The following is a 13,056-nucleotide window of genomic DNA, read 5'->3' as shown; positions in this document are numbered from 1 at the left end:
TATTGCAACTGAACAATCATCATTCCAATTTGAAAACGTCTGTTTTTGGAATTCTCTATGTGCTGATATTATTAGTTTTCGGGTATTTGATACCAAGAGAGGATTTTGCTGTTCAACTGACCTGTTTTGCTTTTGCTTTTGGCCTTTATATTTTAATGGCAAGGGAGTTCACAAATAACCAAACGGGAATTTGGTCAGGAATTTCGGCCGCAATTATTTTAAGATTGGTATTCATTGTCGCTGTTCCCGAATTATCGGATGACTTCTACAGATATGTTTTTGATGGTCAATTGTTAGAGAATGGGGTAAATCCTTATTTGTATTTACCATTGACCGCATTTGAGGAGACGGGGATTGTTTCGAATGCTTTTTGGAACACGCTATTGACGGAAATGAATTCACCCAATTATTTTTCGGTTTACCCTCCCTTGCATCAAACTGTTTTCTGGATTGCTGCGATGACGGGGGAGCATCTGCTTATGAATATCATGTCAATTAGACTTGTCTTAATCTTATTTGATTTGTTGAATATTTACCTGATTTGGAAAATCATTCAGGAATGGCGACTTCCCAATAGGGCCTTATGGCTATATGCTTTCAACCCTTTGGTGATTGTGGAAATCTCAGGGAATCTCCATTTTGAAGGGATTGTTCTGACAGGCTTGCTGTTGTCGGTTTACGCGTTTAACAAAAAAAGAAATGTAACTGCTTCTTTGGGATGGTCTTGGGCAGTGGGTTTAAAACTCACCCCTTTGATATTAGGGCCTTTATGGTTAAAAGCTTGGACTAAAAATAAGCTGATTTCTTTTTTTATTTTATCAGGCATTTTAATTGTGCTTTTATTGATTCCATTAAGTTTTGACAATGGATTGGCGGGTTTTTGGAAAAGTTTAAGTTTGTATCAGCATAATTTTGAATTTAATGCTTCGGTTTACTATTTGTTGAGGGATTTCTTTTCGTTTTTTTTGGGCTATAATCCCATCGCTTATTTGGGTCCAGCCCTAAACATGGCTACCTTTTTGAGCATTATTGGTTTTGTGTATTTTTGGAATATTGAGAAGGCTGAAGACTTGGCAGAAGGAATAGTCTGGATTTATCTCATTTTTTTATTGCTGCAGCCTGTGGTTCATCCTTGGTATCTGATTCCTGCATTTGGTGTCAGTGTGCTCACTAAAAACAGGGTATTTTTAATGTGGACATTTTTGGTTTTCCTTTCTTACGCTGCCTACAGGAATATGGAAGTCCAAGAACCATGGGTTTTCATTATCATAGAATATGGTCTTTTGTTTTTTTATATAGGGTTAAAAATGATCCCTAAAATTCTGAAAAGGAGGAAGTATTAAGGTAAAGAATCAGATTTTTGGGATCTGTTTAAATAAAAGTTCAAGAATGATTTCTTTGTTTTTTGTGATTCTTATCCGTGTACCATCAGACATTTCTACTATTCCCCCGTCAGTCTTAAGGATTTTTTTGATAAAAAATGGATTGATTATATGCGAATTGTGAATCCGTAAAAAGCCATGGTTTTCTTGAAGCATTACCAACTCTTTTAAGTTCCTAGAAACCAGATATTCCTTATTATTATTTAAATATTTGATTTTGCTATAATTGCGTTCTGCTTCAACTCTTATAATATCTTCAACTACCAATATTTCATAACCCTCAAAAGTTGGAATGGCAATCCGCTTGTCCTTTTTCAAAGGTCCTTCAAAATAGTTTTTTATTAAAAAATCAATTTCTTTATTTTTTGAAGATTTCCATTTATGCAAGGTTTCTAAGAATTTATCTTCAACTAACGGTTTTAATAAATAGTCAAGTGCACGATATTTTAAAGATTCAGTGGTAAACCCATCATAAGTGGTAAGAAATACAAATTCAAATCCCAGGCACTTGTTGTTTTTCTGAAGTTTATGCAAGAGTTCGAGACCACTTATTGGTTTCATGGCAATATTCAGAAACAGAATATCAACATTGTTCAAGTGATTTTGATAATTGTTGAGGAAAGTGTCCGGATTGGAACAATCAAACAATACATCAACATCAGGGCATTTGCTTCGTGTAAGTCGGTAAAATGAATCAATTGTATTTTGCTCATCATCGACAATTGCTACATTAATTGGTGCCATCTAATCGGATTTTAAAAATTACAAAGAGGTTAACTACCGAGAATATTTGAATTTCCAACTTTTTTAAGAAAAAATCAAATTTAATTTCATTTTTATATCTAAAAAAAAATAATTCAACACAAAAAAACTGTATTTTAAATTTTTGGATAACTTGATCCGTACATTTAAGTGGTCTATTGGTACAGCCAAAAGGGTTGACTGTACATTCATGATTGATGAAGCTAAATCAAATATTTAACTTTTTATAAATTCCAAACGGTTTATGGCCAAGTACCTTTATTTATTTCCGCTTTGGCTTTCGGAATATTGATTTTATTAAAATTTAACCTAAACACTTTTAACCATGAAAAACTTTAATGAAACTTTAATTGCTAAATATTCAAAGGGCAATTTTAAACAACGGTTCTGGATCTTGGTCAGTATGATCATAGTCCTAGGGTCCTGCACAGAGGGGATTGTCAAGGATGAAGATTTCAGCAATGATCTTAATCTTTTGTCACAATCATTGTCAATTAATTATGGGAAGATTGGTATATCCGATGCAGCCAATGATGGAATAGATGAGTTTTATTTTCTAGCTCCAACGGTAGGGCAATCCCCCAAATATCATGGAAAATTCCATCAGAGCCTAAAACCGGTAGTAGAAATCAGTGACGACCTGTCTTTTGAAAACATCCTTCTTACCTTTAGCAGGGAGAACTCCTCTGATAAAAAAATTATTGTCAACGAATCTGAAGAGTTCTATTCTGCTACATGGAATACTTCAGAATCCAAGGTTATTCTTGGTAAAATCTATAGAATAAGGGTGAGGGTTGGAGAAAAAATCCTTGGGTTTGTAGATGTTGGGATAGTACCGTCTCCAGCGAAGCAACTGGAATCCGGTCTTGTCCCAGTTGTACAAAATCAAACCTTTAGAATTGATTTTAGAATCGAAGATAAAATCTGCCCGGCTAAAATTGAAATTTTACCTCTTGAAGCTACGATACTAAAAGATGGAGAACAGCAATTTGAGGCGATTGTTTACAATTTTTTTGGTGAAGTATTGGATTTAAAGGTCAAATGGGATGTGGGGAATTCCACGGTGGCAAGTATTAACCAAGATGGGATGGCTAAGGGTTTGGAATTTGGATTTTCAAAAATTTTCGCCACCTCTTTTGATGTTACTGGGGAAGCTGATCTTTTTGTACAAGAAGCCATTGGGCCCAGACCAGGAAGAGATGTTGTAGTTTTCAATGATTTCAACATTTTTGACAATAATGCCATAAGCAATCCCAATAATCAGTTGTTTGTCAAAAATTTGATTAATTTCTCTGCTCCAGGGATCAGAAATTCAGGAGATGTCATAATGTTTGATTGCGGAAGAAATTCCAGATTTACAGTGGTGGATAGGCCACCTGCCTGTGAGACAGGAAATAGATGGAATCCATTGAGAAATCTGATACAAAGCGAAGGTTTCACAATTCAGGATATAAGTTCGACAGGTGGCACTCTGACCAACATACCTGAAAATGTAAAAGTGCTTTTCTTATGGTTACCTATAGTTCCCTATACAGTGAATGAAATAAATACCCTGAAATCATTTGCGCTTGAAGGTGGCAGAATAATCTTTGTCGGCGAATGGGATGGTTTTTACACAAACGCTGGTATAAATACTGAAAATCAATTTTTGATCAATATGGGAGCCTTTATGAGAAATATAGGGCAAGCGGTGGACTGTGGATACAATAACTTACCATTGGCATCATTGAGACCTCATCCAATTACAAGAGACCTTACCAATTTCACTATTGCTTGTGCATCAGTGATAGAATTGGGACCGGATGATTTCCCGTTATTTTATGATCGCTCCAATACAAGAGTTTTGGCTGGTGTAGCACAGATTGATACCAATCCGATCACTGAGCTGTTAAGTGCCAGAATAAGTCAACAAGGAATAATCGAGAGAAAATCTGATGACCTGAATCCTGAGAAAGGAACGGGCTTTTAAAAATTAAAAAATTCTGGAGTCAATCAAATAGGGGGAAATTTTCCCCCTATTTTTTTTACTATATCTTAGCCCTACTCAGGGGCATTGTCATACACCTAGGGCCACCCAAGCCTCTGGATAACTCAGAAGAAGGGATTTCCAAAACTTCCACCCCCATATTTCTTAAAGCCCGATTCGTATGGATATTTCTATTGTAAGAAATCACCCTCCTTGGTCCTATGGCAAAGACATTGGCACCGTCAAACCATTGTTCACGCATAGAATAATCCGGCTTACCATCGGCAGTGGAAAGAATTTCCAGATGTAAGATTTCTTTTTCCAGCACTGTAAGTAAAGACTCATTGAGCACTTGTCTTTTGATATGCACTTTATCGTCATTGATTTCTTTTAATGTATAAAGGGAAGTCTGTAGTACGGAATTAAGGGCATCAGGGTAGGTGAGTACCAAGTTTTCGTCCAAGATGGTGAATACCGTATCCAAATGCATATACTGTCTTTTTTTAGGTAGATGAACCTCATAAACCCTTTCGACTGTTCCTTCAGCGAGTAAGGATTTGGCAATATGGTAGATGGCTTTTTCATCTGTGCGTTCCGAATTGCCGATAGCTACTGCTTTTTTTGATAGCACGATTACATCTCCACCTTCAATACTCGGTGGGGATTCATGTCCATTCACAGGGTATATCTGATGGACATGGTCTTTGAAATCAGGATGGTTTTCAAATATAGATCTCAAAAGATTCGCTTCTCTTTGTCTTCCTTCCATTTTCATACTGGAGAAAATAATTCCCCCCGGTGTGATGGCCATGGGGTCCCTTTGAAAATAAAGGTTTGGACTTGGCGGAATCACAAAAGCATAATCCATCAATTCTCCTGAGGGCAGATTTGGAATTTTTCTTTTGAGTTCGTGGACTTTGACACCTGCGGTCAGGGCTGTGGCACACTCTGCTGTGGATAATCTGTCAAAAATATATTCTTTGAAATGTGTCAATCCGGATTTGGATAAAGCGTCATGCATCAATTTCTCCAAAACCTCCCGATTTGACAAGACTTGAATCAGCAATTCGTGTAACCTATATACTTGGGCCCCTGTAGTCTGTTTGATCAAGTCTGTAAATACATCATGTTCCTTTTGCATGGCTTCCAAATAAGGTACATCCTCAAATAGCAACAAGTCCTTATTATAAGGGGTCAGTCTGTCAATCTCTTTTCCTGGCCTATGCATCAACACAGCCTTCAATGTCCCAAATTCAGAGTTGAGTCTTAGGTTCATGGTTTGTTTTTTTGCCGAATAAATCTAAATATATTCAATTAATTAAAAATATGGGTAAAAAAATAACTTAAAAATGGATTGTTGTTAAAATGGGAGAGAGAAATCTACCTGCCACGATTAAGGTAAAAGACTTCTTCCGCCACGGCGGACAAGACCTGTTGTCGAAGTGACAAGGATAAGCCTTTTGGTGTTTTTGATTGTAATTTTTGATTTAATTGTGTCAAAGACTTTAGCTTTGTCATTTCGAACGTAGGGAGAAATCTACCTGCCCCGAATAAGGTAAAAAGACTTCTTCCGCCACGGCGGACAAGACCTGCCGTCGAAGTGACAAGAAGTAGCTTTTCTAAAATCTAAAAACTGCCTACCGGCAGGCAGGTCTACCCTGTACCTTCATCCTTTCTCCTTTATCCCTCTAAATTCTACCTTAAACCAACCACCTCTCCACATCCTCCTTACTTGGATTTGCAGCATCAAGTTTCAACTTTTTCCTTCGCCCACAGACATCATTGAAGAGCTTGTTGGCATCCTGTTCTTTTAATTGTTCAAGGGTATGGATGTTTAGGTCACGGATGGCAGGGATTAATCCTGCGGGAATACCCAATGCCATAAAATCCTCATCAGAGGCAATCTGCACTTTTTTCTCAGGCCTCATCTGTGGGAAAAACAACACTTCCTGTATAGTGGTTTTGTTGGTCAACAACATGGTCAACCTATCTATTCCAATACCCAAACCTGAGGTAGGGGGCATGCCATATTCCAACGAACGCAGGAAATCATCATCCATGGCCATGGCTTCATCATCTCCTCTTGCTGCCAATTTCAATTGTTCTTCAAATCTTTCTCTTTGGACGATTGGGTCGTTCAATTCTGAATAGGCATTGGCGATTTCTTTGCCGTTGACAAAAAGTTCAAAACGTTCTACCAAGCCTGCTTTGCTTCTGTGTTTCTTGGCCAAAGGGGTCATTTCAACGGGGTAGTCGGTGATATAAGTAGGCTGAATCAGATTTGCCTCTACTTTCTCTCCGAAAATCTCATCTATAAGCTTTCCTTTGCCCATGGTATTGTCAACCGTAATGCCAAAGTCAGCGCATACTTTTTTCAATGCATCCTCATCCATCTCACTGACGTCCACGCCTGCATATTCTTTGATAGAATCAAACATGGTCAACCTTCTATAAGGCCCTGCAAAGTCAATCTGTTTGTCTCCAACTGTTAAAATGGTGGTACCATGGATGGATTCTGTAACCTTCTCAATCAATTCCTCTACCATTTCCATCATCCATATATAGTCTTTGTAGGCCACATAGATTTCCATGGATGTAAATTCAGGATTGTGGGTTCGGTCCATGCCTTCATTCCGGAACATTTTCCCAAACTCATAAACCCCTTCAAAACCACCGACTATCAATCTTTTGAGGTAAAGTTCATTAGCTATCCTCAGGAATAGCCCCATATCCAGGGTATTGTGATGGGTGTTGAATGGACGCGCAGCAGCACCCCCATGTACCTGTTGCAGGATGGGAGTCTCTACTTCCAACCATCCGTGGTCATCAAAATAGCGGCGCATATTGCTGATGATTTTGGACCGGGTGACAAACACATTTTTCACCTCAGGATTCACTGTCAAATCAACATAACGTTGTCTATATCTTAATTCAGGATCGGTAAAACCATCATATACATTGCCTTCCTCATCTCTTTTGACCACAGGAAGTGGTTTAATAGATTTAGAAAGGATTTTCAAATCTGTGACATGAAGCGAAATTTCTCCGGTTTGAGTAGTGAAAATATATCCTTTCACTCCGATAAAGTCACCGATACCCAAAAGTTTTTTGAATATGGTGTTATAAAAAGTTTTGTCTTCACCGGGACAAAGATCATCTCTTCTCAGGTAAATCTGAAGTCTTCCTGTAGAATCCTGGATTTCTGCAAAAGAAGCAGACCCCATAATTCTTTTGGTCATCAACCTGCCTGCAATGGAGATGTCTTTATAATCAGTTTTTCTGTTTTCGTAATTTTTATGGATGTCCGCCGCGGTGACATTGATCGGAAATGATTCGGCAGGGTAGGGGTCAATTCCCAATTTCATCAACTCTTCCCTATCTTTTCTTCTTTCTATTTCCTGTTCGCTTAATAACTGCATTTTTTTTAGATTTTAGTCCCGATAGCTATCGGGATAAGACACAAGACGCAAGACACAAGATGGAAAAATATTTGATTTTCCTAAATCTTTACTTACGCAAAGGACTCCTTTTCTCTTTAATAATATTTAATTTGAAACTATATGTTTACCCAACATTCCTGATTTTAGTTTGACCACATCAAAACAGGGGTTTTTGTTTAAAACAGGAATTTTATATCGGTCATCGGATTTCCTACTTCGGACTTCCAACTTCCAGACAAATGAAAACGATTATATTTGCTACAAAGCAAAAACCCAACTTACTTCCTCCTCCTTGCAATCTCCCGCTTCACCAAATCAAACTCCCGGCTGCTTTGACCTGCAACGGAAGTATTTTCTTCAGCCCTTCTCGAAAGGTAAGGCATAACTTTTTCTACAGGCCCGTACGGAACATATTTTACTACATTGTAACCTGCATTGGCCAGATTGTAGGAAATATTATCACTCATCCCATATAACTGGGCAAAGTACACCCTGTCATCATTGGGTTTGATACCATATTTTGATATCAATTCGGTGAGCAGGATATTGCTATGTTCATTATGGGAACCGGAGACCAATCCCATATTTTCAATATGTTCCACACAATACCTCAAGGCATCATTATAGTCCCTGTCAGATGCTTCTTTGGTTGGTTGGATGGGACTTTTATATTTTTTCTCTTCCGCTCTGTCTCTTTCTTTTTCCATATAAGCACCTCTTACCAACTTAGCACCGTGCAAATATCCTTTTTTGCTTGCAATCTGATGGGCTTTCTTCAACCTTTCCAACATGTCATGTCTGTACATCTGATAAGTATTGTATACAATGCATGTATTTTGGTTGTATTTTTCCATGGCTTCATAGACCATTTGATCAATAACATCCTGAAACCATGATTCCTCTGCGTCCACAAGTATTTTTGTGTTGGCCTTGAAGGCGGCATGGCATAAAGCATCTACCCTGTTTCTTAATTTTTCAAAGGAAACGGATTCCTTTTCATTGAGTTTTTTCCCTTCTTGGATTTTGGTCATGATGCGGTAATCACCTAATCCTGTTACCTTAAAAACAGCAAAAGGAATATTGTCATCTCCCGCCGATCTTTCGATCGTCCTCAGAATTTCATTTTTAGTGGCATCATAACTTGCCTCATCACCTTTACCTTCAACTGAATAATCCAGGATAGTATGAATTTTATATTTGGCAAGGACATCCACAGCTTGCTGACAATCCTCAATATCTTCTCCTCCGCAAAAATGCCCAAACATCGTTTTCTTCATGATGCCTTTGATGGGCAATTTTAAAGCAAAAGCCCAATTTGCCATTTTAGTTCCCACACTTACCGCCACATTGTTGTTGATGGTAGCGAAGATGAGATACATTTTCTTTAAATCTCTATTTGATTTGGAAGCAAAGGCAACTTCCAGGTTTTCGAAAGAAATATTGGGTTTGACTGGCATGGGAGCTCTAATTGTGGCGCAAATATATCAAAAAAACTCCATGGGGATAGTATTTGTTTGGTAAAAGAAAAAGGGTATTTGTTTACATCAATTTCCGTGATATTTTTGGTACGGGATAGCCTAATTACTTGTTTTATTTTGTTTAAATAGGATATTTTCTACTGATATAATTTTATAAGCCTCATTCAAATCAATTTTGAAAATGAACAAATCAATCTACTTTGTTATCGCCCTATTGTTTTCTGCTTACGGTATTCATGCCCAGAATTATAGCGAACTCAAGAAGAATTCGCCTAAGTTTATAAAATATCTTGATGTAAGTGCAGAGGGAGGACCCATGTTGGGAAATGGTACTGACTTCGGTGAACAAATCAGAAACAGTTCTTCTTATTTTGGAGTAGATGCTAGATTGGGTTTTAGGAAGGGTTCGGAGTCTTTGTACTCAAAGGTTTATAGGTTTCCTACCTTTGGTGTAGGAATTTATGCTGCGACATTTCATAATGCCAATGTTGGAGAACCCAATGCGGTGTATTTCTTTTTGAACATGCCATTTAGCTATCCAAATAACCGAGCTGTCAAATTCAGCTATTTTGCATCCTACGGATTATCTTATAATTTCAATCCCTTTAATCCTGCTGATAATCCGATCAATGTCTTTATTGGATCTTACCGGAATGTATACGCACATCTTGGTTTTAGGGCAGCCTACAACATCAGTGACCGAACTGCCATTTCATCAACTTTCGGTTTTAAACATTTTTCAAATGGAGCATCCAGTTTGCCAAATTCAGGTATCAACTTGTTTCCCGTTTCCCTTGGCCTACAATACAGATTGACAAAGGAACATGATAAGGACTTTTCAGATATTGAAATCCCGGAGCACAAGGGTCGAACCGCCATTCATTTCCATGTCGCCCCGGGTGTAAAGGAATATTTTGTAGGTGATGTAAACCATTTTAAGCTTGGAACAGGTATTCATGTCCTCAGGGAGTTTTCCTATAAGTATCGATTTGGCTTGGGGTTGGAACATTTTTATTCAGGAAATTGGGAGTCAAGAGTTGTCGAGCCTAGAGAATCAGCTTTTTGGGATGCCAATTCATTTGCGGTTTTTGGATCTTGGGAATGGTTATTGACCGAAAACCTGTACGCCCCAATGGGTGTGGGGGTTTATTTACATAGAAATGATTTCAATGGTGAATGGAATTGGTTTTACCAAAGAGTTGGCCTGAGATACAGGTTCAACAACAATCTTTTCGCCGGATTGACCATTAAAGCACATAAGGGAAGGGCAGATTTCTTTGAATGGACTTTAGGCTATTCTATTTTCAAATAGTACAACAAGTCCCCGTTGATACGTGTTAGTAGGATGTAAACAGAAAGATTTGGATATTTCATCATTTGATAATTGGGATTTGGGTTTAGGAGCGCCTATTTGTATAGCAGGTCCATGCAGTGTGGAAACACCTGAACAATTGGATCTGACCGTGGCAGCCCTGGTGAGTGAAGGCATAAAAATTATTAGAGGAGGGGTTTGGAAACCCAGAACGCGCCCCAATAGTTTTGAGGGAGTAGGTGCCAAAGCATTACCATGGATCAAAGAAGTCAAAGATAAATATAAGGTCAAATTCGCCATCGAAGTTGCATCTCCCATACATGTGGAAGAGGCGCTTAAATTTGGAATAGATATTTTTTGGATAGGAGCTAGATCGACAGTAAATCCCTTTACGGTACAAGAAATTGCTAACAGTCTCAAAGGGGTTGATATGCCGGTATTGGTGAAAAACCCGGTCAATGCGGATCTTGCATTATGGATCGGTGCATTGGAAAGATTTCATCAAGCTGGAATAAAAAAGCTAGGAGCCATCCATAGAGGCTTTTCAAATTTCAATGACAAGACTTACAGAAATAGCCCCATGTGGCAAATTCCTTTGGGATTGAAAACCTATTTACCCGAAATCCCTTTACTCAATGACCCTTCCCATATCAGTGGCAGGAGGGATTTGATTCCGCAGATTGCTCAAATGGCTTTGGATCTTAATTTTGATGGTCTCATGATTGAATCTCATATCGATCCGGAAAAGGCTTGGTCAGACGCTTTCCAACAACTACATCCCTCGGATTTAGGACAATTATTAAGAGCCTTGAAAACCAGAAAGGTGGATGTTGACAATCCGATTTTTCAATCGCAGTTGGAACTCATACGGGAGCAGATTGATGATGTGGATAGGGAGCTTCTGGAAATCTTGAGCAGAAGAATGAGTTTGGTGGAGAAGGCGGGTGAATATAAAAAATTAAATAATGTAACGGTCTTCCAAAGGGAAAGATGGAAGAAAGTATTTGAAACCAGACCGGAATGGGCACAGGCACTCAGACTCAATCCCGATTTTGCCAAAGACCTGTTTCAGCTGATCCATACAGAATCCATTAAAAAACAAACTGAAGTCAAGGAAAGAATTGACTATCCCAATATTAAGGGTTGATTTTTAAATCAAATTATGCAGACTATCATTTTTTAAACTTAAACATCCAGTGCCATAATCCTGCAAGTTCAATCACCGATTTCCTACAAAGCCCCAAAGCCGATCATAATATTTTCAAAATTATATTTGGTATTCAGTTTATTTCTAATGTATAGTTTCTGATTTCATAACCAATCGTGTAATCTTTGAATAAAATTCAGAAAAATATTCAAAAATTAATTTGTTTTTAAAAAAGTGGCCTTTACATTTGAAACATGTTAATCGCAGCCTTCGCATATTTTACCTTCTTTTATTTTTACTTTCGTCTTCAAGGTCGAATCGGAGCTGCCTATTGTCTGGTAAAAGAATAAAAAATACAAACCATATAAGAGCCCGATTCGAAAGAGTCGGGTTTTTTATTTTAAACCAATTTGAATATGAAAGATCACTTACAAACCAAAGACTGGGGATTAGGACTTAAAGGCCACATCATCATTGCCGGTCCTTGCAGCGCGGAGAGCCCTGAACAAATCGAAAAAGTCTGCATCGAAATGAAAAAAGAAAATATGATTCCTGATATGTTTCGTGCAGGTATTTGGAAACCTAGGACAAGGCCCGGTATGTTTGAAGGCATTGGAGAAGATGGTCTAAAATGGATGGAAATTGTTAGACATCATCTTAATATCCCTATCACCACCGAAGTCGGAAATGCTGCCCATGCAGAAATGGCACTCAAGCACAATGTAGATGTCTTATGGATCGGTGCAAGAACTACCGTTAACCCATTTGCAGTTCAGGAAATCGCTGAGGCGTTAAGAGGAGTAGATATACCTGTAATGGTCAAAAACCCCATGAATCCGGATCTTCAACTTTGGATTGGTGCGTTGGAAAGATTACATGCCGTGGGCATCAATAAGTTGGCCGCTATACACAGGGGTTTTTCAGATTCTTATGACAAAAGATTCCGTAATAAGCCCAATTGGTCAATGCCCATCCACTTGAAGAGAGAGTGGAAAGGGATGGAAGTCATCAATGATCCTAGCCATATTGTGGGTAACAGGGAAGGGATTCTTGAGACAGCGCAGCGGGCAATTAACTTTGGTCTGGATGGTTTAATGATTGAAACCCATCATGACCCCGACAATGCTTGGTCTGATGCAAAACAGCAAGTGACTCCGGCAGCGCTGAAAAATATCTTGTCCCAAATTGACTTTAAAGATACGATTGGGGCAGAAAATCCAAGTGAAAGATTGAATGATTTGAGAAACGCTATTGACCATTTGGACGATCAGTTGTTGGATATTCTGCAGGAAAGATTCTCATTGATAGATCAAGTTGGTTCATATAAAAGAGAGCATCACCTGACTGTATTCCAATCAGACAGATGGAAATATGTGATGGAGTCCAGAACCCAAAAAGGTGTGGAGAAAAATCTCAGCGAAAAATTCATGAAGGAATTGCTATACTGTATTCACGAAGAGTCCGTGAAAAGACAGGAAAAGCAATTGAGAGAAGCAGCGGCGGTGAAGAAGTGAGGAGAGTACCAAGTACGATGTACCAAGTACCAAGTAAAAAGAACATTGTAGCTTT

9 protein-coding genes are annotated in these 13,056 nt (G+C 38.4%); 5 read left to right on the top strand and 4 right to left on the bottom strand.

The features are described 5' to 3' along the window. The first annotated feature begins 29 nt into the window (after nucleotides 1–29). Nucleotides 30–1,343 (top strand): carotene biosynthesis protein, encoded by a 1,314-nt coding sequence (locus HMJ38_RS20170; RefSeq protein WP_228780169.1) that lies wholly within the window; start codon nucleotides 30–32, stop codon nucleotides 1,341–1,343. Between the two features lie 9 nt (nucleotides 1,344–1,352). Here the strand turns inward: HMJ38_RS20170 and HMJ38_RS20165 are convergent, their stop codons facing one another. Next, complete coding sequence (locus HMJ38_RS20165; protein WP_194976248.1) at nucleotides 1,353–2,126, bottom strand: LytR/AlgR family response regulator transcription factor; 774 nt, start codon at nucleotides 2,124–2,126, stop codon at nucleotides 1,353–1,355. Between the two features lie 343 nt (nucleotides 2,127–2,469). On the opposite strand from HMJ38_RS20165, the gene HMJ38_RS20160 reads away from it, so the two are divergent. Further along, nucleotides 2,470–4,113 (top strand): Ig-like domain-containing protein, encoded by a 1,644-nt coding sequence (locus tag HMJ38_RS20160; RefSeq protein ID WP_194976247.1) that lies wholly within the window; start codon nucleotides 2,470–2,472, stop codon nucleotides 4,111–4,113. A gap of 58 nt (nucleotides 4,114–4,171) precedes the next feature. Here HMJ38_RS20160 and HMJ38_RS20155 read toward each other — a convergent pair whose 3' ends face one another. The 3 genes from HMJ38_RS20155 to HMJ38_RS20145 all read right to left on the bottom strand — a co-directional run bounded on the left by HMJ38_RS20155 (nucleotide 4,172) and on the right by HMJ38_RS20145 (nucleotide 9,007). Beyond that, on the bottom strand, nucleotides 4,172–5,386 hold the full coding sequence (locus tag HMJ38_RS20155) for an arginine deiminase (RefSeq protein WP_194976246.1): 1,215 nt from the start codon (nucleotides 5,384–5,386) through the stop codon (nucleotides 4,172–4,174). 424 nt (nucleotides 5,387–5,810) lie between these two features. Beyond that, on the bottom strand, nucleotides 5,811–7,529 hold the full coding sequence (gene lysS / locus HMJ38_RS20150) for a lysine--tRNA ligase (protein ID WP_194976245.1): 1,719 nt from the start codon (nucleotides 7,527–7,529) through the stop codon (nucleotides 5,811–5,813). 299 nt (nucleotides 7,530–7,828) lie between these two features. Next, nucleotides 7,829–9,007: a proline dehydrogenase family protein gene (locus tag HMJ38_RS20145; RefSeq protein ID WP_194976244.1), complete on the bottom strand. Its 1,179-nt coding sequence runs from the start codon at nucleotides 9,005–9,007 to the stop codon at nucleotides 7,829–7,831. Nucleotides 9,008–9,209: 202 nt separating this feature from the next. Between HMJ38_RS20145 and HMJ38_RS20140 the strand changes: the two genes are divergently transcribed. The 3 genes from HMJ38_RS20140 to HMJ38_RS20130 all read left to right on the top strand — a co-directional run bounded on the left by HMJ38_RS20140 (nucleotide 9,210) and on the right by HMJ38_RS20130 (nucleotide 13,001). After that, complete coding sequence (locus tag HMJ38_RS20140) at nucleotides 9,210–10,340, top strand: TonB-dependent receptor (protein WP_194976243.1); 1,131 nt, start codon at nucleotides 9,210–9,212, stop codon at nucleotides 10,338–10,340. A 49-nt stretch (nucleotides 10,341–10,389) separates the two neighbouring features. Next, entirely contained in the window at nucleotides 10,390–11,487 is a 1,098-nt protein-coding gene (locus tag HMJ38_RS20135) for a bifunctional 3-deoxy-7-phosphoheptulonate synthase/chorismate mutase type II (protein ID WP_228780168.1), read from the top strand. A gap of 416 nt (nucleotides 11,488–11,903) precedes the next feature. After that, nucleotides 11,904–13,001, top strand: coding sequence for a chorismate mutase (locus tag HMJ38_RS20130; protein ID WP_194976242.1), 1,098 nt, complete (start codon nucleotides 11,904–11,906; stop codon nucleotides 12,999–13,001). Nucleotides 13,002–13,056: the final 55 nt, after the last annotated feature.

Origin of the sequence: Aquiflexum lacus (assembly GCF_015476655.1) — a bacterium.
In the GTDB taxonomy this organism is placed as follows: domain Bacteria; phylum Bacteroidota; class Bacteroidia; order Cytophagales; family Cyclobacteriaceae; genus Aquiflexum; species Aquiflexum lacus.
The sequence above is the reverse complement of the archived record's forward strand: the minus strand, read 5'-3'. Positions and strand labels throughout refer to the sequence as shown.